This is a genomic window from Achromobacter sp. D7-1 (assembly GCF_059760445.1).
Map to the genome: position 1 here is coordinate 85,127 of NZ_JCBAMT010000006.1, position 23,741 is coordinate 108,867.

Sequence of the window (23,741 nt, forward strand, 5' to 3'; positions counted from 1 at the left end):
AGAACCATCATGAGCGAACGCATTCCGCATTTTCGTACCCTGATACTCGGCGCCGGCTTCGGCGGCCTGGGCATGGGGGCCCAGCTGGTCCGCAATGGCGACGAAGACTTTGTCATCCTTGAGCGCTCCAGTGATATTGGCGGAGTCTGGCTGGATAACAACTATCCGGGTGCCGCCTGCGACACCGAGGCGCATCTCTATTGCTATTCGTTTTTCCCGCACCTGCGGGTCAGCCGTATGTACGCTGGCCGCGAAGAACTGCTGGGCTATATGAACCGGCTGACAGACGCCTTTGGCCTGCGCGCCCATTTGCGTCTGAATCGCGAGGTTGCCGAGGCGCGCTGGGATACGGAGAACGGCGTGTGGCGCTTCGAGATGGCTGACGGCGAGCGCTGCACGGCGACGTTCTTTGTGCCGGCCTGGGGTCAGCTGAACCAGCCTTCCATTCCCGCTTTTGAAGGCTTGGACGTATACCGGGGCAAGTTTTTCCACTCGGCGCGTTGGGACGAAGGCGCAGCCCTGCGGGGCAAGCGCGTGGCGTCCATCGGGAACGCCGCATCGGCCGTGCAGTACGTACCCGAGATTGCTCCCGAAGTTGCGCATCTGACTGTCTTCCAGCGTTCGGCAAACTGGATCATGCCGCGCAATCAGCAGGTCTTTACGGAAGAACAGCTGGACGCCTACGAGGCCGACCCCAGCACATTCGAGGCCTCGCGCAAGCAACTGCACGACTTTCGCGAGAGGGGGTTCCGGCGCACGCAAATCGGCACCCACGACCAACAAGAGGGCGTCAGCATCGCCAGGCAACACCTGGCCGCCCAGGTCGCCGATCCGCAGCTGCGCGCCAAACTGACTCCGGACTACGAATTGGGCTGCAAACGCATCCTGCGTTCCGACGATTTCTATCCAGCGCTCGCCCGGCCCAACGTAACGCTCGAAACGCGCCCGATCAAGGGCTTCTACGCGCAGGGGATAGTGACTGCCGACGGCGACGAATTGCCTTTCGACACCGTTATTTTCGGTACGGGCTTCGCCAGCCAGGCGTTTCACGGTGACCTTACGATACGCGGCGCAGCTGGCTCCAACCTGTCGCACGCCTGGGAAGAGGGCGCGGCAGCCTATCTCGGCATGGCTGTTCCGGACTTCCCGAACATGTTCCTGGTCTATGGACCCAACACCAATCTGAACCACAACTCCATCATCACCATGCTGGAAATCCAGCAGAACTACATCATCGAAGCATTACGGGCTGCCGAACTCAAGGGCGCGGCGCTGGCCGTGAAACCTCCGGTATTTCACGACTTCAATAGCAAGCTGCAGGCGGATATGGCCACGTCGGCGTTTTCATCCGATTGCTCCAGCTGGTACAAGAACAAGGCGGGAAAAGTCATCAACAATTGGTCCGGGACAGTGGATCAATACCGGGCCGCCGTACGCTGGAAGGCGGACGATTATCTATGGATGGGTGAGGGGGCATCGAGATGAGCGAGCCCCTCGCGGAACGCGCTGAAAATATCCCCTTGTCCTCCATTGCCCCGGATGCGCGCGATCTGATCCGGGCCTACCGCGAGAACGGGGAGATATCCTTCCAGGATGTCCCCTTGGCCACTGCGCGCGAGAACTACGCGCGCGGCTGTGAAGCCAACGGCTTGCCGCGTACCGAATGCGCCGTGATCCGTGATCATGAAGTCCCCGTCCATGGGGGGACGATACGCGTGCGTGAATATCGCGGCAGCACGGCCGAAATTCTGCCCCCGGTACTCTTCATGCATGGCGGAGGCTGGGTGATCGGCAGCCTGGATACGCACGACGCCGTCTGCCGGTTGCTGGCCAGGGAAAGCGAAGCCGCGGTATACGCCGTCGACTACCGCCTGGCTCCCGAGCATCCGTTTCCCGGGCCGTTCGAAGATTGTTCGGCGGTGTTGCGCTGGCTCGTCGAGAATGCCAAGACGCTCGGAATTGACCCGTTGCGTCTGGCGCTTGCGGGTGATAGCGCGGGCGGAAACCTGGCCGCGGTTCTGGCGAACTCGGACGAGCCGTTGCCGCAAGGCTGCTGCTTGCGGGCGCAGGTTCTGTTCTATCCGGTGACCGATCTGCGAGGCGATACGGCGTCGTACCGCCGCATTGTCTCCGGCTTCCCGCTGACCGCTGGTTCAATGCGCTGGTTCCGCAACCACTACGTCAGGCCCGGCACGGCCTGGGACAATCCCCGTCTTTCCCCGCTATTGGCCCCACGCTTGTCCCTAGCGCCGATGTTCTTGCTCAGCTGCGGACTTGATCCGCTGGCCGACGAAGGAGTGGCCTATGCCGCACGAGCCATCGCCGCCGGCGTGCGTGTCGAGCATCACCACCTGCCTGCGCACGCGCACGGCATCGTCACATCCGCGGGCCGTATCGGCACCGGGCGCACCATGACAATCCGGGCGGCCTCGTTCCTGCGCGAAACGCTACAACAACCTTGATGCACAGTTCCATGAACTCATTTCACTTCCAGACGGTTCCCACGATCATTTCCGAATTCGGCGGGGCGCGCCAGCTGGGCGCGATTCTGCGCAAGCAATATCCGTCTTTGCTGCGGCTGTGCGTTGTCACTGATGGCTTCCTGCACAAGAGCGGTCTCCTGGCCCCGGCTCTGGCTGATCTGGCCAAGCACCATTGGCAGGTTACCGTGATCGATGATGTGATCGCCGATCCCCCCGCGCACATCGTGCTCGAAGCCGCCAAGCGCGCCCGCAAGGCAGATATCGAAGTGGTGCTTGGACTGGGTGGCGGGTCATCAATGGATGTGGCAAAGCTGCTGGCCGTGCTGTTGCCAGGCCAGCAGTCGCTGGAAGACATGTATGGCGTGGGCAAGGTGGCCGGCCCGCGCCTGCCGTTGGTGCAGATGCCGACTACCGCCGGTACCGGCTCGGAAGTGACGGCGGTATCCATCGTAACGACCGGAGGCACCACCAAGATGGGCGTGGTCGCGCCGCAGCTGTACGCAGATCTCGCAGTCCTTGACGCGGAGCTGAGCATCGGACTGCCTGGCGCGGCCACAGCCTACACCGGGATCGACGCGATGGTACACGCCATAGAAGCCTACACTTCAGCCCGCCTGAAGAACCCCGTATCGGACATGCTGGCCATCAAGGCTCTGGAACTGTTGTCCCGCAACATCCTGAGTGCATGCCAGGACGGCAAGAATCGGGAAGCGCGTGCAGCCATGCTGTTGGGCGCAATGTTTGCCGGCCAGTCCTTCGCCAATTCGCCGGTCGGCGCCGTACATGCCCTGGCATATCCTATCGGTGGCATCTTCCACGTGCCGCACGGACTGTCGAATTCACTGGTGCTTGCGCCCGTGTTGAAATTCAACGCACCGGCCGCCAGTAAGCTCTATGCGCAGATCGCCGAGGTAGTCGTGCCCGGCACTAGCGGCAGTGACGAAGCCAAGACAGCGGCGCTTGCCGGCTATTTTGAGAGGCTGGTCGCCGACACGGGCATCCCGCGCAGCTTGCGAGAGGTCGGCGTACAGCAGGACGACCTGGCCCGCATGGCCAGCGGTGCCATGCTGCAAACCCGCCTGCTGATGAATAACCCGCGCGAAGTTACGCAGGCTGACGCCTTGGCGATCTATGCGGCCGCGTTCGATCCGCCAATTCCCTAGTTGGAGGCGCGCTATCCGTCGACGGCCAGATTGTCAGACGGAGGAATCGGGCTCGTGAGGCGACTCGCAGCTTCCACGGAGACGGGCGCCGCCAACGCTCCCGTCAGCATGTCGATGAGATTCTCGATAGCGCGATGAATGTCGAATGACTGCCCGGATTTGCTGCGCCTGGCGCTGAGACGCTCATAGTCGGCCAAAGCAAACATCATGAAGCTGATGCTGGCGAGCCAACGTTGTCTCAGGATCGGTCCGGGAACGTTAGGCAGTGCCGCCTCAAGCAGTTCATAGACCCGTCGAAAGCCCCGGTCCACCTCTGTGGAACTGGCGCCCAAGTCAATGTCGGGATGCAACTGCGCGGCAGCAAGAAACCGGTTGTATGTCTTTTTTTTCTCCGTCAGGAGCTTGGTCGCAAGCGGCCACACCAGCGCCTCGGCCAGCGCCCGCAAATCGGTGTATCTCCCGGACGTGTAGAGCTGATCGACGTAGTCATTGCGCAATACGTTGACCTCTTGCATCCCTGCATCAAGGATGGCCTGAATCAGGGCCTCCTTGGATCCGAAATGGTAGGCGAGGGCGGAATTATTTTTCTGCCCCGCTTCTCGTGCGATCTCCCGGAACGAAACGGCATCGATGCCGCGCTCGGCAAACAGGCGTTGAGCTGTAGCGATGAGGGCGGCGGCACTCTCTTTCCCTCTCGATGCTGGCACACGAGACGAATGCTTGGTCGTCGGCGGACTTGCTTTGGCAGGTGTAGGCATGACTGGAGCGCAGTGTCAGATCTGTTGCGATTGTAAGGCGCATTTCATTTTTAAGTCACCTGATTGATTTTTATAAGTCACGTGACTTAAACTGGAATTTATGAATGGCGCCGCCTTACGACGCAACAGATTGGAGACAGCATGCTGAGCTATGAAGTAACCGAACACGGCAAACCCTTGCAGGTCCGCCTGCGCGAAACGCCCAAACCCTCTGGAACCGAGATCCTGGTCCGGATCACGCATTCCGGCGTCTGCCACTCCGACGTCCACCTGTGGCACGGCTACTTCGATCTGGGGGAGGGCAAACGCGCCTATCTCAAGGACCGGGGTCTGAATCCGCCGCTGACGCTGGGACACGAGCCGCTGGGCATCGTCGAGGCGCTTGGCCCGGACGCTCGCGGAGTGGCCGTCGGAGACAGGCGGGTGGTTTACCCGTGGATCGGCTGCGGCAAGTGCTGGGCCTGCGATGAAGGCCAGTCCACGCTGTGCGCCACCCCTAAAAATGTGGGCATCGCCACGCCGGGCGCGTTTGCCACGCACCTGCTCGTGCCGGATCCGAAATATCTGGTCGACGTCTCCGGCATTGACCACGCATTCGCCGCGACCCTGGCCTGCTCCGGTGTCACCTGCTATTCGGCCATTGCGAAAGCCATCCCGCAAATGCGCACAGACGACTGGATCTCCGTCGTCGGCTGCGGCGGTCTCGGGCTGCTTGCGATTTCCATGTTGAAGGGCATGGGGTTCCGGAACATCGTGGCCTGCGATATCGACGACGCAAAACTGGATGCTGCGAAGGTGCAGGGCGCTGCCCGAACGGTCCGCAGCGACGACCTGCAGGCGCGCGACGCACTGAACCAAGCCACGGAGGGACGTCTGGCTGCCGCCATTGATTTTGTGGGCATGCCTTCGACCTTCAACCTGCCTTATTCCGTCCTGCGCAAAGGCGGAACATACGTACTGGTGGGACTGCACGGCGGCGAAGTTGCTCTGCCCATGCCTCCCGTGGCCCAGAGGTCCATCGCCATCGTCGGTTCATTCGTCGGGACCTTGAGCGACCTGCATGGCGTAGTCGAGCTTGCCAAGGCCGGCAAGCTGCAGGCCCCCCCGATCACAGTCAAAGCCCCTGGCGAAATCAGCAACATTCTCCAAGACCTGGACCAGCACCGCGGTGTCGGACGGACCGTGCTGGACTTCACCCACACCCAGGCTAGCGCCTGACCCATGCCATTGGCGGATCAAACATGAACCACGACACAACCAACAGCCGGCACAAGGAAGCGCACCCGCGCACGGTCTCCATGCAGGAACGCTTGCGTTCATCGCTGGATTTTTCGGATGCCGATGATTTCGACGATGCCAATCGGGGTTTCATCGGCACGATCGAAGACGCAACGGTCCGCAACGCCAGCGGCAGGGTGGTCTGGAGCCAAAAGGAGTATTCCTTTCTCGACAATGCATATGTTCCCTTCACCGTGAATCCGAGCTTGTGGCGCATGTCCCGGCTCAACAAGATCCACGGCTTGTTCAAGGTCTGCGACCGCATCTACCAGGTGCGTGGCTTCGACCTCGCCAACATCACTTTCATCGAAGGGGACACCGGTCTCATCGTCATCGATCCGCTGACGTTCGAAGAACCGGCGCGCGCCGCCCTGGAGTTGTACGAGAAGCACCTCGGCCCGCGCAAAGTAGTGGCCGTCATGTATAGCCACAGTCATCGGGACCACTATGGCGGCGTGAAGGGCGTGGTCAGCGAGGAAGATGTGGCAGCAGGGCGGGTGCAGATCATTGCCCCCGAAGGCTTCATGGAAGAGGTCATGTCGGAGTCTCTGCTCGCCGGCATCCCATCGCGCCGACGCGCCGAATTTCAGTTCGGCACCTACCTGGAACCCGGCCCGCAGGCTCACGTGGACAGCGGGTTGGGCAAGGGCATGGGCACCGGAACCTCCAGTCTGATCCCGCCTACGCGCCTGATCACCCATACCAATGAGCGCATGGTGATCGATGGGGTCGAGGTGATCTTCCAGATGACCCCGGGCACGGAAGCGCCGGCAGAGATGAATTTCTACTTCCCGCAGATGCGCGCGCTCAACATGGCCGAGAATGCGTGCCACACGATGCACAATCTTTGTCCCCTCCGCGGCGCAAAGGTGCGCGATGCGCTGGCTTGGGCAAGTTACCTGGACGAGAGTGTGGAGCTCTACGCCGGCCAGGCAGACGTATGTCTGGCTCAGCACCATTGGCCTACCTGGGGCCAGGAAAAGGTCATCAGGTATCTCAGCCAACAGCGTGACCTGTACCGATACATCCACGATCAGACGCTTCGATTGATGAGCCACGGGCTGACGCCTCGGGAAATCTCCGAGCAGCTCATGATGCCCAACGACTTGTCCAAGCAATGGCACACCCGGGGGTACTACGGCGCGGTGGTGCACAACGTGCAGGCGATCTATGCCTTTTACATGGGTCCCTACGACGGAAATCCCGTCAACCTGAACCCATTGCCGCCGAGTGCCGCCGCGGCCAAATACATTGAGTACGCCGGAGGCGCGGAGCGCGCCATTGCCCGCGCCCGTGAAGACTTTGAGCGCGGAGAATTCCGCTGGGTGGCCCAGATCATGAACCATGCGGTGTTTGCCGATCCGGCGAACAGGGCAGCGCGCGAACTCTGCGCCGATGCCTTCGAGCAATTGGGGTATCAAGCGGAATCAGCCACCTGGCGCAACGCATATCTGCTCGGCGCGCGCGAGCTGCGCGAGGGTCTGCGGCCGCGCGAGAAGGATGGCAACCGCATCAGTCCTGGCGTGGTGTCCAAGCTGCCGATGCCACTGTTCTTTGACTTCATCGCCATTCGTGTCGTGGGCGAGGCGGTCGAGGGGCAGACCATCCGTTTTGATTGGCACATGACCGACGAGCAGAGCTGCACCAAAGTGACACTCAGCAATGGCGCGCTGAGCCATCGCCCGGGATCGCACGGCGACGCGGCCGACGCCGTGCTTCAGACCACGCGCGCGGGACTATTTCAGGCGCTACAGGCAGAAACCGGCTTTTCAGGGGCCGTCGACAGCGGCGACGTCCGGATCGACGGCAATGCCGGACCTGTTCTTTCTCTCCTGGCGGGACTGGACTCGTTCGATCCGCTTTTCAACGTCGTGGAGCCCTGAAAACGGCCTCATCCCCCATGTGACCTACTAACTGTGAGGAGACACAGATGTCTACAAGACGCGATTTCTTGACGAAGATCGGGGCCAGCGCCGTTGCCGTACGCCTTGCTGGCGTTGGCGCCGCGCTGACTGGCCCGGTCGCTGCGCACGCGCAATCGAATGGACCGATTACCCTGGTTGTAGGCTTTCCCGCCGGCGGTGGACCTGACCTGGTGGCCCGGGCGTTGGCCGAGGCGGGGCAGCGCGAACTCAATCAACCCATAGTGGTTCAAAACAAGACCGGCGCGGGAGGCAGAATTGCCCTGGACTGGCTGGGCAACCAGGCTGCCGACGGATCAGCCTTTGGCCTGACACCGGCTGCCATGCTCGCGTCCTTTCCTCATGTCTACAAGAAGCTCTCCTACGATCCAAACAACTTCGTTCCTGTTTGCAAGATATGCGACTACCACGTCTCAGTGGTTACGCGCAGCGATTCGCCGTTCTCGACGCTCAAGGAATTCGTAGCCTGGGCCAAGGAGACCAAGAGAGGCACCTTCGGTGTACCCAGTCGTGGGAGCGGGACTGACTTCGTCGGCAACTTGCTCTCGAAAGCCGAGGATTTAGGATTGGAGCCCATCCTGTACCGGGGTGGTCCCCAACTGACCCAGGCGGTACTTGCTGGTGAAGTGGACGTGGCGATCAACCTGTCGAGCAATTTTGTCGAGCTTGCAAAGGCCGGCAAGGTCAAGGTCCTGGCTGTGAGCACTGCTACGCGTTCGCCATTCTCGCCCGAAGTCCCAACCCTTGCTGAATTGGGCTATGACGATCTCATTTTCGAGGAATCCATCGGCATTGTTGCTAGAAAGGGAACGCCAGAGAAGACCATTCTTCGTATGCAGGAGGCCGTGCAGAAGGCGATGGGAGAGGCCAGTGTCCTCAACGCCTTGCGGATCCTTGAATACCGGCCAGACTTCAAGCAGGCCAAACAGTACGGTGAGGATCTGGCTACTGCGTCCGAGCGCTACCAGGCATTCGTTCAGAAAACCAATTTCCAGCCACTTGACTGAACGCCAGGCAGCAAAGCTGGACCTCCCGAGACAGGACCTCCAATGCTTTGTTGCTGGATTGGGCGCGCTTTAGCAGTATCAGCGTGCCTGCCTTTCCCCATGCGGCTGTCCCTCGGATTGGAAGCCTGGGAATAGGGAAGCCAGACAGCCCCAGAAAGTTTCGCCGCCAACAGCGGCACATGCCGGCGGCAGAGCTGGCTTTGGGTGAATCTTATACTTTACATAATATACATTATGCGTATAACACCAACACCGGACCCAGGCACACCCCTGGACACCGGCAAACCGCTTTAACCGCCTTCGCCAGTGTCCTGACGTGACTATCCGTAAGTTGGCTCTGCTGAGGTCCTGAAAACCAAACCTTGCGTCCCGTCCGCGACTCTTCTAAAAGGTATCCATATCATCATCAGAGAGGCAATCTTGCGAGTTTCAACCCTGCGCGGTATCCGTCTATGCCTGCCGTTGATACTCCTTGTGCTGAGCCTGGGTTTCATCCCGACCTCATCTGCAGCGTTGCCCAGCCTGACCGGATCGACTTCCAGCAAACCCGTCGACAATGCGCAACTGAACCAGTCGCTGGACCAGGTCATCCAGACGCTTGAAAACGACAAGCAACGCGCTGATCTTCTGAACCAGCTGAAGCAGCTGCGCGACGCGACCAAGCAAGGCGCGGAGAACGAAAAGGACGGCATCCTCGCCCTCATCCGCGACACCGCCGAAAGCCTGGAAAGACGCCTGGACGGCCCCGAAGGCGCCTTGACCCGCTGGGGCATGTTGTACCGGCAAGCGCGTGCCGAACTCGCCACCGGTTTGCCGGCATGGCGCGAATGGCCCACGCTGATCGCCGATTTCCTGATCGTCCTGGCGATCTGGGCCGGCCTGGCCCTGGCACTGCGCTGGATAGGCCGGCGCCTCGAGCGGCGCCGGGCGCCGGCGGACGCAGCGCCGGTCCGTCCGAAGACCCGCCAGCTGCTCTGGCTGGCAGCGCGGCAGTTGGCGCCCTGGGCCATCGCCTTCGTGATCATGCTCTCCCTTTCCGTCCTGACGCCGGACTCCGTGGGCCGGCTCGGGGCCCTGGTACTGGCCTACGTGCTGCTCGTCGGCGCGCTGTTCTCTTCGCTCTGCCTGATCGCCCTGACCCTGCTGGACGGCGCGCACCGCGGGCGGGCGCTGGACATCCTGCAGCGCCGCGCCGCCCTGCCGCTTTGGCTGATAGGCAGCCTGGCCGCACTGGGCGACGCCTTGCACGATCCCGAGGTGACCAGCGTGTTCGGACTCGGCATCGCGCAGTTCGCCGGCCTGCTCGCCAACGTAGCCGCCGCGACGCTGAGCGCGCTGTTCATCCTGCGGTTCCGCCGCCCCGTCACGCACCTGATCCGCAACCAGCCCAAGGAGCGCCGGGTCAAGCGCCAAGGGCTGCACAAGCTGCTGCGGCTGATCGGGCCGCTTTGGTTCGTCCCGTTCCTCATCTTGGTGGGCATCTCGCTGTTCACCACCCTGGCTACGGCCAACGACAGCGATCAGGTGATACGCCGCGCCCTGCTTTGCGCGCTGGTGGCAATCGCGGGCATGGCCGTCAGCGGCATCATCCGCCGCGCCTACCTCAGTTCCAGCCGCGCCGCGAATCGGCGCACGGCCTACCTGGGACAGCTCAGGTACTTCGGCTACACCCTGCTCTGGATCGCCAACCTGCTGGTGTTCCTGGAAATCGGCTTGCGCGTACTGGGCCTGTCTCTGATCGCGCTCATGGAAAGCAGCGGATCGGCGATCGGCCCCAAGGTGGCAAGCTTCGTCGGCACCCTGCTGGTAGCCTGGCTGATATGGATCCTGACCGACACCGCGCTGCAGCACACCCTGGGCACCAGCGGCAAGAACCGGACCAATGTCCGCGCGCTGACCATGCTGCCGCTGATCCGCAACGTCCTGCTTGCCACTATTTTCGTGATTGCCGTGATCGTCGCGCTGGCCAACATGGGCATGAACGTCACGCCGCTGCTGGCCGGCGCCGGCGTCATCGGCCTGGCCATCGGCTTCGGCGCGCAATCGCTGGTGGCCGACCTGATCACGGGCCTGTTCATCATCATCGAGAACTCCCTTTCCATCGACGACTACGTGGACGTGGGCAACCACCTTGGATTTGTCGAAGGCCTGACCATACGCACCGTGCGCCTGAGAGACCTGGATGGCGTAGTGCACACGATTCCGTTCAGCGAAATCAAGACTATCAAGAACTACTCGCGCGAGTTTGGCTACGCCATGTTCCGCTGGCCGGTGCCGGCCACCATGCCGATCGACGACGCCGTGGCGCTGGTCCGTGAAGTGGCCCTGGAGTTGCGCACCGATCCGGCGATCTATCCCTTCCTGTGGTCGCCCATCGAACAGCAAGGCGTGGAGAGCTTCGACAACGGCCAGGCCATCCTGCGCTTTCGCTTCAAGACCGCGCCGCTGCGGCAATGGGAAGTCCAGCGCGCCTTCAACATGCGCCTGCGGCGCCGGCTGGACCAGGCCGGACTGGAACCTTCCATGCCGCGCATGAACGTGCAGTTGTCCCGAGCACGTCCGCCCAAACGCTCGGCCACGGCTTCGGAACAGGACGCATGACTCCCCTTCCCTACGCCTCTGGTCCAGGACGGCCGGGCAAACTTCCAGGCCCGTCATTTGGACCGGCTGCCGCGCAATGGGCGCCCTACTTTTCCGCTGCCCCGTCGCCACGCCAGCCTCCCCCCAGGGCGCGAAACAACGAGGCCAGCGCGATCTGGCGCTCGGTCCGGACTTCGATCAACGCGATCTGATTGGCGAAGTCGCTGCGCTGGGCATCCAGGTAGCGCAGATAGTTGTCCACGCCGCCGCGATAGCGCGCCTCGGACAGGCGCAGCGCGGCCTGGCTGCTGTCGGTCTGCGCGCGCAGCGCGTCCTCCTGCCTGCGCAAGGTGTCGGTCGCCGCCAGCCCGTCCATGACCTCGCGGAACGCGGTCTGGATCGACTGTTCGTACTCGGCCACCGCCGCTTCCTTGCGGACCCGGGCCAGATCCAGGTTGGCCTGGTTGCGGCCGCCGTCGAAGATGGGCAGCGTGATCTGCGGCGCGAAGGACCAGGCGCGCTGGCCGCCCGAGAACAGATCCGACAGGTCCGAACTGGCGCTGCCGAACATGCCGGTCAAGGAGATGCGCGGGAAGAACGCCGCGCGCGCGGCGCCGATATCGGCGTTGCGCGCCCGCAGCCGATGTTCCGCGGCCAGGATGTCTGGACGGTAGGTCAGCAGCTCTGACGGCGTGCCCGCCGCCAGTTGCTGCACCAGCATGGGCACGGCGCCGTCATGGGGCGCCAGATAGGGGCTCAAATCACTGACTCCGGCCAGCAGCGTCAACGCATTGGTCGACTGCCGGTACTGCCGTTCCATGCGCGCCAGATCGGCGCGCGCCTGGTCCGTCAGGCCCTTCGCCTGCTCATAGTCCAAGGCACTCCCGATGCCTTCGGCGCGGCGCCGGGCGATCAGTTGCAGCGACTGCTCGCGCGATGCCAAAGTGCGCTCGGTATGCAGCCCGCGTTGGCGCGCGCCTTCGCGCGTGAGGTAGGCGTCTATCACCTCCGCGATCAGGCTGATGCGGGCGCTGCGCGCGCCGTTCTCGGTGGCCAGATACTCTTGTAGCGCCGCTTCCGACAGGCTGCGCACGCGGCCGAACAGGTCCAGCTCGAAGGCCGTGACGCCCACGCCGGCGCGCCACTCGCTCTGCACGCCGGACGTGCCGTTGGCATTCAGATCCGCCGGATTGTGCTGCCGCGTGCCGCCAGCCTGGGCGCCGATGGATGGCAACTGCTCGGAACGCTGCACGCGGTACATCGCGCGCGCCGCTTCGACGTTGAGCAAGGCTCGGCGCAAATCCCGGTTGTTGGCCAGCGCGGTTTCGATCAGTCCGCGCAGCGACGGGTCGGTCACGAAACCGCGCCAGTCCAGCGTGGCGGCGGCCGAGCCCGGTCCGGACGCGAAGTCCGCCTGGCCTTCGACTCCCCACTGCTGAGCGACAGGGGACGCTGGGCGCTCATAGGTCGGCGCCAGCGCGCAGCCCGCCAGCATTGCCACGACGGCTGCGGCCGCGGCCAGCGGCTTGAGCCGCTGGAGGGTAAGGGTCATCGCTTTCATTTCTCACCTGCTTGATTGGTCGCCAGCTTGCCGGGCGCGACATGCGCCTTGGGGCGCTTGAAAACAGATAACGTCCAGACGAAGAACACGGGCACGAACAGCACGCCCAGGATGGTGGCGCTGAGCATGCCGCCCAGCACGCCGGTGCCTATGGCGCGTTGGCTGGTGGCGCCCGCCCCCGTCGCGATGACCAGCGGCACCACGCCCAGGATGAAGGCAACCGACGTCATCACGATGGGGCGGAACCGCAGGCGGGCGGCCTCGATCGCGGCCTCCTTCAGTGAACGCCCCTGCTCATGCAGATCCTTGGCAAACTCGATGATCAGGATGGCGTTCTTGGCAGCGAGGCCAATGATGGTCACCAGCCCCACCTTGAAATACACGTCATTGGGCAAGCCGGCCACGATCACGGCGGCCACCGCGCCCAGCGCGCCCACCGGCACGATCAGCAGCACGGACGCAGGGATCTTCCAGCTTTCGTACAGCGCGACCAGCACCAGGAACACCACCAGCAGCGCCAGCGCCAGCAGCATGGGGGCTTGCGAACCCGTGGCCTTTTCCTGGAACGACAGGCCGGTCCACTCGAAGCCGATGCCCTGGGGCAATTCCGAGATCAGCCGTTCGATTTCCTGCATCGCCTCGCCCGTGCTGGCTCCGGCCGCAGCATCTCCGATCAGCTTGATGCTGGAATAGCCGTTGTAGCGGATCAATTGAACCGGACCATGCTTCCAGCCAATCTCGCTGAAGGATTCGAGCGGCACCAGTTCGCCCGCGCGATTGAGCACATTCAGCTTGGCTACCGATTCCGGCGTGTCGCGACTTTCAGGCTGGGCTTGCACGATCACGCGCTGCATGCGGCCCTGGTTGGGAAACTCGTTGACCAGCGCCGAGCCGAACGCGGTGGACAGCGCCGAGTTGATGGCATCAAACGACACGCCCAGGGCCTCGGCCTTGCTGCGGTCGATGCGCAGGTCCAGCTCCGGCGCGTCGGAAAGCCCCTCGATCAGGATGTAGGAGAAGACCTTGGGGTTCTCGTACACCTTCTTCATCAGGGTTTCGGTGGCCGACAGCAAGGCCTCCCGGCCCAGGCCGGCGCGGTCCTGCAGGCGCAGCGCAAAGCCCGAGGAATTGCCCATGCCTTCCACGGAAGGCGGCACCACCGAGAACAGCACGCCATCGGGAACGCCCGCAAGGTCCTGATTGGCCTGGTCCGCCTCGGCCATGGCCGACTCGTTCTTTGCGCGCTGGGCCCAATCCTTGAACATCACGAAGCCCAGGCCCGCGTTCTGGCCTTGCCCGGAGAAGCTGAAACCTTGCACCGTGAGCACGTCCGAAACGGCCGGGCGCGTGTCCAGGTACTGTTCCAACTGCTGGGTCGTTTCCAGCGTGCGCGACAGCGTGGCGCCTGGCGGCAACTGTATGTCCGTGTTCATGTAGCCCTGGTCCTCGGTCGGCAGGAAGGCCGACGGCAGGCTCGCGTAGACGTAGCCCAACCCGCCGACAAGGACGGCGTACAACACCATCATGCGGCCGCTGCGCGCAAGCAGGCGCGCGTTGGTCGCCGAATAGCGCTCGGTCATGCGCGCAAACACCCGGTTGAACCAGCCGAAGAAGCCCTTCTTTTCGTGATGCCCCTTTTCAATCGGCTTGAGCAGCAGGATGCTGAGCGCCGGCGTCAACGTCAGCGCCAGGAAACCCGAGAACAGGATGGACACGGCCAGCGACACCGAGAACTGGCGGTAGATCACGCCTACGGAGCCCGTCATGAAGGCCAGCGGCAGGAACACGGCGGCCAGCACCAGCGTGATGCCCACGATCGCGCCGCTGATCTGCCCCATGGCCTTGATGGTCGCCTCTTTCGGCGACAAGCCCTCTTCGGCCATCAGCCGTTCGACGTTCTCGACCACCACGATCGCGTCGTCCACCAGGATGCCGATCGCCAGCACCATGCCGAACATGGTCATCATGTTGACGGAGAACCCCAGCGGCAGCATGACCGCCAGCGTGCCCAACAGGCAGATGGGCACGACGATGGTCGGGATCAGGGTGTAGCGGAAGTTCTGCAGAAACAGCAGCATCACCAGGAACACCAGGACGACGGCCTCGGCCAGCGTCATCAACACCTTGGAGATGGCCACCTCGACGAAAACCGAGGTGTCGAACGGCACGCTGTACGCCATATCGCCGGGGAAGTTCTTGGACAGCTCGGCCAGGCGCGCCTTGATGCCTTTGGCGGTTTCCAGCGCGTTGGCGCCGGGTGCAAGCTGCACGCCCATGGCCGCGGCCGGTTGGCCGTTCAGGCGGCTGGACAAGCGATAGTCCTGGCGGCCCAGTTCGATGCGCGCCACGTCGCCAAGACGAACCGTGGAACCATCCGGGTTGGCGCGCAACACAATGCCCTCGAATTCCGGAATCGTTGTGAGCTGGCCCTGGACCATGATGGTCGCTGTGATTTCCTGGGTCGACGGGCTGGGCTGTTCACCCGTGGAGCCACCCGAAACCTGGACGTTCTGCGCGGCGATGGCCTTGTTGACCTCATCGACCGACAAACCGTAGCCGACCAGCTTGGCCGGATCGATCCAGATGCGAAGCGCCCGTTCGGCCGCGAACATCTGCACCCGGCCCACGCCCGGCACGCGCCGGATTTCGTTGTTGATATTGCGGGCCGCGTAGTCAGCCAGGCCCACCTGATCCTTGCCCGCATCCTTGTACGTCAACGCGTAGATCAGCAGGAAGCTGGAACTGGCTTGCTCGAGCTGCAGGCCCTGCTGGATGACCGCCTGCGGCAGTCGCGATTCCACCCGCTTGATGCGGTTCTGCACGTCGACTTGCGCCAGATCGGGATTGGTGCCCGGCTCAAAAGTCACCGTGGTTTCCGCCACGCCCGAACTATTGCTCTGCGACTCATAGTAGAGCAGGCCTTTGGCGCCGTTGAGTTCTTCCTCAATCAGGCTGATCACGCTGTTGTTGATGACTTCGGCGGATGCGCCGGGATAAGTCGCCTTGATGATGACCTGCGGTGGCGCAACGCTGGGGTACTGGGCCACGGGCAGCGCAAAGATGGCGAGCAGGCCCGCCAGGGAAATGAAGATCGCAATGACCAACGCGAAGTTGGGCCGCTGAATGAAGAAGTTCGGCATGATGTGACCGCCTGGGCTCAAGTTGGTTTGACGGTCAAGGGCGTGCCGGCGGGGATCTTGGCGACGCCGTCCACGATGACCTTGTCGCCCGCCGCCAGTCCCTGCGTGATCTGCCACTCCGTACCCTGCATCGCGCCGGTCTGCACCGCGCGCTCTTCCGCCTTGCTGTCGTCGGACACGACCAGCACCTTGGCTTGGCCGTCCGCCCCGCGCATGATGGCGCGCTGAGGGATGAGAATCGCGTTCTGGTCCACGCCCTGTTCGGCGTTGACGCGCACATACATGCCGGGCAAGAGCAGCCCGTCGGGATTGCTGAATTGGCCGCGCAGCAACACCTGGCCCGTGCCCGGATCGACGGAGACGTCGGAGAACAGCAGCCTGCCCTGGGCCGTGTAGTTCGAGCCATCCACCCGGACGCTCACCGCCGATTCGGCCTGGCCGCCAGTCTGCATCCGACCGCCCGCGGCTGCCTCGCGCAGCTTCAGCACCGCATTGACAGGCTGCCGGAAATCCGCATAGATGGGATCGATCTGCTGGATCAGCGCCATGGGCGTCGATTCGCCCTGCCCGACCAGGCTGCCTTCGGTCACCAGGCCGCGGCCGATGCGGCCCGAGATGGGCGCCCGCACGCTGGCGTAGCCCAGGTCCAGCTGCGCGGCCTTTACGTCCGCCTGGGCGGACTGCTGATTGGCCTTCGCGGTCTGAAGCGAGGCCAACGCGTCGTCATATTCCTGACGGCTGACAGCCTCGATCTTGACCAGGGGCTGATACCGGCTGACCAGCGCCTGGGCCTGCTTGACCTGGGCCTGGGCCCGCGCCAGCGCGCCTTGGGTACGCGCTAGCGAGGCCTCCAGCGGCGCCGGCTCGATCGTGAAAAGCAGATCGCCCTCCTTCACCGTGGCCCCTTCCTCGAAATGGCGCTTCTGGACGATGCCCGCGACCCGCGCGCGCACTTCGGCCACGCGCACAGCGGAAATCCGCCCGGGCAGATCGACCATGATCGCCTGGGGCCGGGGAGCAATCACCAGGGGCTCCACTTCGACGGGCGGCACCTGCGCCGCTTGCGGGTCCTGCTCGCCACACCCGGCGAGAACGGCGAGCAGGCATAGCGCCATGGCGCTGGCTCTGAATCGGGTCATCTAGTCCTCTGACATCCAAATGCCGCCTCAGGCTGAGGCGATCGAGGACCCGATAGTACTTATTGGATTTAAATGAGTCAATATTGATTCAATAGATTTTTAATAGACTCATTAGATTCGTAGTAGACTTTATGTGTTTGTTTTTAACCACAAATGAATTCAAAAAGACTCAGCAATATCGGTCGCCAGGAGAACCCCATGTCTGAAGCCCTCGACGACAAGCTCGCCCGCGCATTGGCCCTATCCGTCTCCCAACAGCCCAGGGCGAACCTGCAACAGCTGGCGCGCAGCGCCGGGATCAGCAAAGCGACGCTGTACCGGATATCGCCCACCCGCGAAGGGGTCATCGACCTGCTCATGGAGCGGGCCACCCAACACCTGCAAGATGCGCTGGTCCGCGCGGACCTGGAGACGCCGCCCCATGCGGCAGCGCTCCAGCGCCTGACCGAAGCGATGGTCCTGGGCCGGGAGTACTACCTGTTCTGGAATCACGCCCAGTGGGTCCGCGTGATAGATGCAAGAAACGAGGACGTCAACGCACCGATACCCTCGTTCTACGGGGATGCCTTGGAGACCTTCTTCCTGAGCGGTCAGAAGGCGGGCGTCTTTCGTATAGATGTGCCTTCCCTGTGGCTGGTCAGGGCGTACGACTCCCTGCTGTACGCGGCGATGGATGCCGCTCAGCGCGGGGAAATTGCGCCGCTCGGCATGACTTCCATGGTGCAGAAGCTCTTTCTGGAAGGGGCGGCCAACGCGAGCTCCTAGCCCAAACTCCCAAGGAATGCGCATTGAGTCGCAGGGTAAACGATCGCTTGCAGTCCGGCATCCTATTAACAATAATGGGAATCATTATTAGCCATGCCCGTAACCGCGCTGTCGTGATCGAAGCCGGTTTTTCCCTGCCCGATGTCCGCATCCCCCCCAGTTCGTTCCGCCGAACGGTCCGCCGCCGCCACGACGATACGCGAGTTCGTCGACGAGTTGCTCGGCCACTACCGCGACCTGCAGCGGCACCTCCGCTATCAATTGCGCAATCCGGATGACGCCGCCGATATCGCCCAGGCGAGCTTCGAACGCGTTTACGCCAATGGCCTGAACAACGCCCGCAAGAACGGCCCGGCGATCGAATCATTGCGCGGCCTGCTGTTCCGCGTTGCTCACAACCTCTGCATCGACGAGGCGCGTCGACGCAAGGTCTCGCAGAACTGGCTGGCCCTGCATGGACCGCTAGAAGCCGAGGCCATGGCGCCTTCGGCCGAGCAAGTCGTGTCGCAACGCCAGATGGTCGAACGCGTGGCGGCGGTTCTGGCGTCCCTGCCCGCGCGGCGGATGCAGGTTTTCCTGCTGTTCCGGGCATATGGCCACAGCCGCGCCGAGATCGCGCAACAGTTGGGGATCACGGAGGCCGCGGTTGCCAAGCATCTGGTGCGCGCGACGCTGGATTGTTCGCATGCCTTGCGCAATCTGTACCTGGACTCCGATTCGGCCGTGGACCGTCCGGAGCCTGGTCGCGGGCCAGCCGCGGACGGCGGCAACTGACCCCATGCAGCAAGCCCCCGACGAGGCGCTCATCGATCAGGCGCTTACGCTGATCGCCACCGCTGAAATCGCCACCGAGCGCGGCGCCCGCCAGGCAGTCTCCCGGCTGACCGCGTGGCGCGCCCGCACGCCGCAGCACGAGGCCGCCTACGTCGAGGCCATGCGGCGCTGGCAGCTGCTTGCCGCCGTAGCGCCTGACATGCGCGCACGGTTCGACCAGGACATCGCCACCACCAGCGATCGCAGGCTGTCGCGCCGCGCGCTGCTTGGCTGGGCGGCCGCAGGCGCCTGTACGACCACATTGGGCGCAGGTTGGTACTGGCGGCGGCCGCTGTATCAGGCGTCCTATGAAACGGGTTCCAGCCAACTATCCCAGGCTCAGGTGCCAGATCAACCGGACGGCGGCGGCTTGGGAACGCGGATCGACCTTGCCGCCCGCACGCGGCTTGCCGTCAGCCTGTACCGCGACGAACGCGTGGTGGAACTCAGCCATGGCGAGGCGCTGTTCACGGTGGCCCGAGATGCCAGCCGGCCGTTCCGGGTCCGTACCCGCGGCGGCGAGGTCGAGGTTGTCGGCACGGTGTTCACGGTCAGCGACCGCGGCGGCGTCGTCTCCCTCGCCGTGGAGGAAGGCCATGTGCGCTTCCGCCCTGCTCCGCGCGACGCCCGCTGGTACACCTGGGCGCGCGGCGGCCCTCCCCTGGATTTGTACGCCCATACCGCCGTCAGTTGGCGCAATGGCGAAGTCGACCCCGTCCGGCGCATCGATCCGGACAGCGTCGCGGCCTGGCGCAATGGCTGGCTGTGGTTCGACAACCAGCGCCTGGACGAGGCCCTGCCGGCCATCAACGCCTTTCGCGCGCAGCCGCTGACGGCCGCCGACCCGAAGGTCAACGCCCTGCGCCTGACCGGTCGCTTTCGCAGCGCCGATGCCGGCAACGCGGCGGCTCTCCTCGAAGCGATTCTGCCGCTGCGCGCAGAATCGGAGGCGAACGGCGATGTCGTATTACGGCTGCGCTGATTTTTCTTCGGTCAGGTGTCTCCGTTTCCGCGTCTCATCCGTCTTCTGTATCGATAGCGCCGCCACCGGGCGGCGAATTTCTCGATAGACGGAGTTGAAATGCATCAATCCGGTATTTGCCGGCCGTTCCTGGGCCGTTCCGCGCTGCGTCTGGCGCTCTCGGGCGTCATGGGCCTGCCGCTGGCCGCCGCACCCGCACTGGCCCAGGCTCAAACGCCGTCGGAACAGCTTCATGCCATCGACCTGCCCGCGCAAACGCTGAACACGGCGCTGAACATGCTGTCGCGCCAGACCAGCACTCCCATCATGGCCGGCGGCGCCCAGATCGCCGCCCATCAGGCGCCGGCCGTGTCCGGCCGCATGACAGTGCGGGAAGCGCTGTCGCGGTTACTGCAGGGATCCGGATTGTCCAGCACCGCCACGCCCGGCGGCGGATACGCCGTGACGGGCGCCGCCCAAACGCCGGCCGTGACCACACTGGCGCCCGTGCTGGTGACCGGAAATTCGCAGTTGCCCGAACCCTACGCCGGCGGCCAGGTGGCCCGCGGCGGCCGCGTCGGCCTGCTGGGCGAACGCGACGTGATGGACACGCCGTTCAACATTGCGAGCTACACCGCCGAACTGATCCAGAACCAGCAAGCCAACTCCATCGCCGACGTGCTGGCGAACGACGCTTCGGTGCGCACGGTCAACGATGGCCAGGGCTCGGTGGCAGGCACCGGCGACGAATTCCAGATCCGCGGCTTTCCGGTGCGCAACCAGGACGTGTCCTTCAATGGCTTGTACGGCATGCTGCCGCTGCGCACCATCGCGCTGGACGGCGTTGAACGCGTGGAAGTGCTCAAGGGTCCCACGGCCCTGCTGAACGGCATGAGCCCTCGCGGCAGCGTGGGCGGCGGCATCAACGTCGTCGCCAAGCGTGCCGGCGACGATCCGCTCACACGCCTGACGGCGACCTATCAATCCGATTCCCGCTTCGGCGGCATGGTGGACATCGGGCGGCGCTTCGGCGAGAACAAGGAATTCGGCATCCGCTTCAATGGCTCTTACCGCGACGGCGATACCGCGGTCCAGCATCAATCGAACCAGCTGGGCGTGGCGGTGGTCGGGCTGGACTATCGCGGCGAGCGGCTGCGCGTTTCGCTGGATGCCGGCCACCAGACCAACAACATCGATGGGCCCGGCGATTCCGGCGTGCTGATCTTCGGCGACAGCCTGCCCGTGCCGCGCGCGCCCGATGCGTCCAAGGGCTATTCGCCGGAATGGGGCTACGCCAAGTCGCGCGACAACTACGGCGTGCTGCGCGCCGAGTACGACCTCACCCCGCACCTGACCGTATTCGGCGGCGTGGGCTACCGTCGCAGCAACAACCGCTACCTGTATGCCGACCCCATCGTGGTCGGCCAGAACGGCGAACTGATGATGCGCCCGTACTACTGGCCCAGCTATGAACAGAACGTTTCCACGGTCTGGGGCGCGCGCGGCAATTTCAATACCGGCCCGGTCAAGCATGAAGTCAGCCTGAGCTATTCCACCTTCGAGCAGCGCGCCGGCTATTACGACTACTACATCTTCGGCATGTCGCCGTCCAACCTCTACGATCCGGCCCAGATCCCCGAACCCTCGATCGACGGGCTGTCCAGCTCGCCGCCGCGCACTTCCCTGCTGAAGCTGCCCACCATCGCGCTGGCCGACACGCTCTCGTTTGCCGATGATCGCATCCAGTTCACCGCGGGCCTGCGCTACCAGACGGTGAAGGCGACGAACTACAGCTACACCACCGGCCAGGAGACTTCCAGCTACGACAAATCGGCCGTCACGCCGGCCTTCGGCCTGGTGGTCAAGCCGTGGACCGATGTCTCGCTGTACGCGAACTATATAGAAGGCCTGAGCGCCGGCCCCATTGCTCCGGCCGGCACCTCGAACGCGGGCGAGATTTTCGCCCCCATCAAGACCAAGCAGATCGAAGCCGGAGTCAAGGTCGATTTCGGCTCGGTCACGACCACGCTGGGCTTGTTCCAGATCAAGCAGCCTTCCGGCCTGACGACGGTCAGTGACGGCGTGACCCGCTACGACATGAGCGGCGAACAGCGCAACCGCGGCGTGGAGTTCAATGTCTACGGCGAACTGGCGCACGGCGTGCGTCTGCTGGGCGGCATCACCTACATCCAGCCCACGATGATCCGCAGCGCCAAGCCCGACACCGATGGCAACAGCGCCGTCGGCGTGCCGCGCTGGATGGCCAATATCGGCATGGAATGGGATCCCTCGTTCGCGCCCGGACTGACCCTGAGCGCGCGCGCCCTGTCGACCAGCTGGCAGTACCAGAACCTGGAAAACAGCCGCCGCATTCCGGGCTGGACGCGCTGGGACCTGGGCATGCGCTACGCCACCCGCGCATTCGACCATCCCGTCACCCTGCGCGCGACCGTCAATAACGTGTTCGGCAAGGACTATTGGTCGTCGGCGTCCGAAGGATATCTGCGCCTGGGTTCGCCGCGGTCGGTGATGTTGTCGGCGTCGGTCGATTTCTAGGTCTGCCGGGCCGGGTCGGCTCACTGCTGCGCGCCGGTAGCCTTGGCCACGTATGCCGCCAACGTCTCGATCTCCTTGTCCGACAGAGTCGTATATGCCGGCATCTGGCCAATACCGTTGCGGATGGCCGTCTCCACGCGCGCCGCGTCGGGCTTGATCTCATCGAGCTTGGGGCCGATGGCCCCGCTGGATTGCGCGTCATTCAAGGTGTGGCAAAGCGCACAGGCTGGCGCCGCGCCGACGAACAAGGCGCGGCCCGCTTCCATGTCGGGTTCGGCCGCCTGCGCGCCGGCATGCAGGCTGGCGCCCAACAATGCTGCGCAAAACGCGTGCTTCCAGGGCAATGCCAGGGCTTTCGCCGTCATGCCTTGACCGCCACGGCCACGGCGTGATCGCGCCAGCCGTTGTTGATGTAGCCGCCGGAATTCTGCGGCCGTTCCTCGTCCTGCACCCTACCCTCGGTATCGGTCGCCCGGCTGACCAGCACGTGTTCGCCGGCGGCCAATTCGACCGGCAATGCGAACTGGCGCCAGGCATAGCGCCCGAGGTCCGGGCCGACCAGTTCCGCTTTCTGCCAGTTCTTGCCGCCGTCGGTCGAAACCTCGACCTGCTTGATGCCGTTGGTGCCGCCAAACGCCACCCCCTGCACCACCACGCGCCCGGCCTTCAGGGTGGCAGCGGCCGGATTGGGCGTATTGATCCACGACTTCACGCCCATGGCCCACACCGAGGGCTGGCTGGGATCGCCCTTCTGGCCCGGCGGCGCAAGGCGGTAGCCGGTCTGCTGGATCGCGGCCGGGCTTTCCTTTTCGGTGAAGGCCAGCCGCTTGATGTACTTGACGCTGTTCACGCCGGTGTAGCCCGGCACGATCAGGCGCAAAGGGCCGCCGTGGGCCAGCGGAATCGGCTCGCCGTTCAGTTCCCACGCCAGCAGCGCATCCCGCATCGCTTCCTTGGGCACCGAACGCTCGACCATGACCATGTTCGGATCAAGGCCGTCCGGCAGCTTTTCGCCGCCGGTGCCGGTCATGTACACGGCTGCCGCCGCCAATCCGCCGCAATGCTCGACCAGCACGCTTACCGGCACGCCGCTCCAGATCACGCAGCCGGCCGCGCCGACCTGCCAAGGCGTGCCGCTGGGCTTGTTCGGGAAATAGCCGCGGCCGTTGCCCGAACACTGCAGCACCATCGCCAGCGTCTGCAAGCCCATGGTCTTCAGTTGCCCCACGCTCAGGGACATGGGCTTGGCCACTCCCGCGATCTCGATGGTCCACGCGTCCCGATCGGCCACGATCGCCTCGTCCGGCGGCGGCAGGTTGTTGCGCACATAGAGTTGGCGCAAAGGCGTGACCACCCCGCTGCCGAATGCCTCGCGACGCGTTTCTATGGTGTTGGCGCTGTGCACGATCATCGCGTCGGGCTGCTTCCACGCCGCGTAGGCGGGCAATGGCTTGGCAGCGGAGGCCGGAGCCGGTGGCGCAGCCGCGCCGGGGGCCGCCTTCTGTTCCGCGGCCAAGGCCGCGCGTCCCAAGCTTGCTGCGGCCAAGGCACTCGCGCCGCCGGCCAACAGGCGCCGGCGCGCCGCGCTCTCGATCAGGGATGAACGCATCGCAGT

17 protein-coding genes are annotated in these 23,741 nt (G+C 64.0%); 11 read left to right on the forward strand and 6 right to left on the reverse strand.

All coding sequences use genetic code 11. From position 1 onward, the window contains the following. The first annotated feature begins 9 nt into the window (after nucleotides 1–9). The 3 genes from AC6LKD_RS04545 to AC6LKD_RS04555 are packed head-to-tail and all read left to right on the forward strand — an operon-like array spanning nucleotide 10 to nucleotide 3,646. The gene (locus AC6LKD_RS04545; protein WP_498115296.1) at nucleotides 10–1,485 is read left to right on the forward strand and encodes a flavin-containing monooxygenase; all 1,476 of its coding nucleotides are present in this window, start codon (nucleotides 10–12) and stop codon (nucleotides 1,483–1,485) included. Continuing rightward, a complete protein-coding gene (locus tag AC6LKD_RS04550) occupies nucleotides 1,482–2,462 on the forward strand; it encodes an alpha/beta hydrolase (protein WP_498115298.1) in 981 nt (326 codons plus the stop codon). The genes AC6LKD_RS04545 and AC6LKD_RS04550 overlap by 4 nt, the downstream gene beginning before the upstream one ends. An 11-nt stretch (nucleotides 2,463–2,473) precedes the next feature. Then, a complete protein-coding gene (locus AC6LKD_RS04555) occupies nucleotides 2,474–3,646 on the forward strand; it encodes an iron-containing alcohol dehydrogenase (RefSeq protein ID WP_498115300.1) in 1,173 nt (390 codons plus the stop codon). Nucleotides 3,647–3,657: 11 nt separating this feature from the next. Here the strand turns inward: AC6LKD_RS04555 and AC6LKD_RS04560 are convergent, their stop codons facing one another. Next, complete coding sequence (locus AC6LKD_RS04560) at nucleotides 3,658–4,404, reverse strand: TetR/AcrR family transcriptional regulator (protein WP_207464825.1); 747 nt, start codon at nucleotides 4,402–4,404, stop codon at nucleotides 3,658–3,660. A gap of 141 nt (nucleotides 4,405–4,545) precedes the next feature. Between AC6LKD_RS04560 and AC6LKD_RS04565 the strand changes: the two genes are divergently transcribed. From AC6LKD_RS04565 to AC6LKD_RS04580, 4 genes are all read left to right on the forward strand, one after another. Further along, nucleotides 4,546–5,622 (forward strand): alcohol dehydrogenase, encoded by a 1,077-nt coding sequence (locus tag AC6LKD_RS04565; protein ID WP_207464824.1) that lies wholly within the window; start codon nucleotides 4,546–4,548, stop codon nucleotides 5,620–5,622. A gap of 23 nt (nucleotides 5,623–5,645) precedes the next feature. Beyond that, nucleotides 5,646–7,565 carry an alkyl/aryl-sulfatase gene (locus AC6LKD_RS04570; protein WP_498115302.1) on the forward strand — a complete coding sequence of 640 codons (1,920 nt, stop codon included), beginning with the start codon at nucleotides 5,646–5,648 and terminating at the stop codon, nucleotides 7,563–7,565. A 47-nt stretch (nucleotides 7,566–7,612) separates the two neighbouring features. After that, nucleotides 7,613–8,611, forward strand: a complete 999-nt coding sequence (locus AC6LKD_RS04575; protein ID WP_498115304.1) for a Bug family tripartite tricarboxylate transporter substrate binding protein — start codon at nucleotides 7,613–7,615, stop codon at nucleotides 8,609–8,611. 420 nt (nucleotides 8,612–9,031) lie between these two features. After that, nucleotides 9,032–11,212, forward strand: a complete 2,181-nt coding sequence (locus AC6LKD_RS04580) for a mechanosensitive ion channel family protein (protein WP_148260609.1) — start codon at nucleotides 9,032–9,034, stop codon at nucleotides 11,210–11,212. 85 nt (nucleotides 11,213–11,297) lie between these two features. Here AC6LKD_RS04580 and AC6LKD_RS04585 read toward each other — a convergent pair whose 3' ends face one another. Genes AC6LKD_RS04585 through AC6LKD_RS04595 form a run of 3 tightly spaced genes read right to left on the reverse strand, consistent with a single transcriptional unit; the run spans nucleotide 11,298 to nucleotide 17,031 of the window. Then, entirely contained in the window at nucleotides 11,298–12,743 is a 1,446-nt protein-coding gene (locus AC6LKD_RS04585; protein ID WP_492275113.1) for an efflux transporter outer membrane subunit, read from the reverse strand. Between the two features lie 5 nt (nucleotides 12,744–12,748). Beyond that, nucleotides 12,749–15,892, reverse strand: coding sequence for a multidrug efflux RND transporter permease subunit (locus tag AC6LKD_RS04590; RefSeq protein WP_498115306.1), 3,144 nt, complete (start codon nucleotides 15,890–15,892; stop codon nucleotides 12,749–12,751). Nucleotides 15,893–15,909: 17 nt separating this feature from the next. Continuing rightward, nucleotides 15,910–17,031: an efflux RND transporter periplasmic adaptor subunit gene (locus tag AC6LKD_RS04595; protein WP_498115308.1), complete on the reverse strand. Its 1,122-nt coding sequence runs from the start codon at nucleotides 17,029–17,031 to the stop codon at nucleotides 15,910–15,912. A 198-nt stretch (nucleotides 17,032–17,229) separates the two neighbouring features. Here AC6LKD_RS04595 and AC6LKD_RS04600 point away from each other — a divergent pair, with 198 nt between their 5' ends. The 4 genes from AC6LKD_RS04600 (at nucleotide 17,230) to AC6LKD_RS04615 (ending at nucleotide 22,126) form a co-directional block, all read left to right on the forward strand. Next, a complete protein-coding gene (locus tag AC6LKD_RS04600; protein ID WP_013393779.1) occupies nucleotides 17,230–17,796 on the forward strand; it encodes a TetR/AcrR family transcriptional regulator in 567 nt (188 codons plus the stop codon). A 141-nt stretch (nucleotides 17,797–17,937) separates the two neighbouring features. Further along, nucleotides 17,938–18,570, forward strand: a complete 633-nt coding sequence (locus tag AC6LKD_RS04605; protein ID WP_013393778.1) for an RNA polymerase sigma factor — start codon at nucleotides 17,938–17,940, stop codon at nucleotides 18,568–18,570. 4 nt (nucleotides 18,571–18,574) lie between these two features. Continuing rightward, nucleotides 18,575–19,591, forward strand: a complete 1,017-nt coding sequence (locus tag AC6LKD_RS04610; RefSeq protein WP_498115310.1) for a FecR family protein — start codon at nucleotides 18,575–18,577, stop codon at nucleotides 19,589–19,591. 99 nt (nucleotides 19,592–19,690) lie between these two features. Further along, nucleotides 19,691–22,126, forward strand: a complete 2,436-nt coding sequence (locus AC6LKD_RS04615; RefSeq protein ID WP_498115312.1) for a TonB-dependent siderophore receptor — start codon at nucleotides 19,691–19,693, stop codon at nucleotides 22,124–22,126. Between the two features lie 20 nt (nucleotides 22,127–22,146). Here the strand turns inward: AC6LKD_RS04615 and sorU are convergent, their stop codons facing one another. Beyond that, nucleotides 22,147–22,491, reverse strand: a complete 345-nt coding sequence (sorU, locus tag AC6LKD_RS04620; RefSeq protein WP_498115314.1) for a SorU family sulfite dehydrogenase c-type cytochrome subunit — start codon at nucleotides 22,489–22,491, stop codon at nucleotides 22,147–22,149. Next, entirely contained in the window at nucleotides 22,488–23,735 is a 1,248-nt protein-coding gene (gene sorT / locus AC6LKD_RS04625) for a SorT family sulfite dehydrogenase catalytic subunit (protein WP_207464783.1), read from the reverse strand. The genes sorU and sorT overlap by 4 nt, the downstream gene beginning before the upstream one ends. Nucleotides 23,736–23,741: the final 6 nt, after the last annotated feature.

What these genes read in the sequence shown, in the direction of transcription:
- AC6LKD_RS04565 (WP_207464824.1), top strand. Translation starts at nt 4,546, where the DNA reads ATGCTGAGCTATGAAGTAACCGAACACGGCAAACCCTTGCAGGTCCGC.
- AC6LKD_RS04575 (WP_498115304.1), top strand. Translation starts at nt 7,613, where the DNA reads ATGTCTACAAGACGCGATTTCTTGACGAAGATCGGGGCCAGCGCCGTT.
- sorU (WP_498115314.1), bottom strand. Translation starts at nt 22,491, where the DNA reads ATGACGGCGAAAGCCCTGGCATTGCCCTGGAAGCACGCGTTTTGCGCA.
- AC6LKD_RS04615 (WP_498115312.1), top strand. Translation starts at nt 19,691, where the DNA reads ATGCATCAATCCGGTATTTGCCGGCCGTTCCTGGGCCGTTCCGCGCTG.
- AC6LKD_RS04605 (WP_013393778.1), top strand. Translation starts at nt 17,938, where the DNA reads ATGTCCGCATCCCCCCCAGTTCGTTCCGCCGAACGGTCCGCCGCCGCC.
- AC6LKD_RS04550 (WP_498115298.1), top strand. Translation starts at nt 1,482, where the DNA reads ATGAGCGAGCCCCTCGCGGAACGCGCTGAAAATATCCCCTTGTCCTCC.
- AC6LKD_RS04590 (WP_498115306.1), bottom strand. Translation starts at nt 15,892, where the DNA reads ATGCCGAACTTCTTCATTCAGCGGCCCAACTTCGCGTTGGTCATTGCG.
- AC6LKD_RS04560 (WP_207464825.1), bottom strand. Translation starts at nt 4,404, where the DNA reads ATGCCTACACCTGCCAAAGCAAGTCCGCCGACGACCAAGCATTCGTCT.
- AC6LKD_RS04545 (WP_498115296.1), top strand. Translation starts at nt 10, where the DNA reads ATGAGCGAACGCATTCCGCATTTTCGTACCCTGATACTCGGCGCCGGC.
- AC6LKD_RS04570 (WP_498115302.1), top strand. Translation starts at nt 5,646, where the DNA reads ATGAACCACGACACAACCAACAGCCGGCACAAGGAAGCGCACCCGCGC.
- sorT (WP_207464783.1), bottom strand. Translation starts at nt 23,735, where the DNA reads ATGCGTTCATCCCTGATCGAGAGCGCGGCGCGCCGGCGCCTGTTGGCC.
- AC6LKD_RS04600 (WP_013393779.1), top strand. Translation starts at nt 17,230, where the DNA reads ATGTCTGAAGCCCTCGACGACAAGCTCGCCCGCGCATTGGCCCTATCC.
- AC6LKD_RS04595 (WP_498115308.1), bottom strand. Translation starts at nt 17,031, where the DNA reads ATGACCCGATTCAGAGCCAGCGCCATGGCGCTATGCCTGCTCGCCGTT.
- AC6LKD_RS04610 (WP_498115310.1), top strand. Translation starts at nt 18,575, where the DNA reads ATGCAGCAAGCCCCCGACGAGGCGCTCATCGATCAGGCGCTTACGCTG.
- AC6LKD_RS04555 (WP_498115300.1), top strand. Translation starts at nt 2,474, where the DNA reads ATGAACTCATTTCACTTCCAGACGGTTCCCACGATCATTTCCGAATTC.
- AC6LKD_RS04585 (WP_492275113.1), bottom strand. Translation starts at nt 12,743, where the DNA reads ATGACCCTTACCCTCCAGCGGCTCAAGCCGCTGGCCGCGGCCGCAGCC.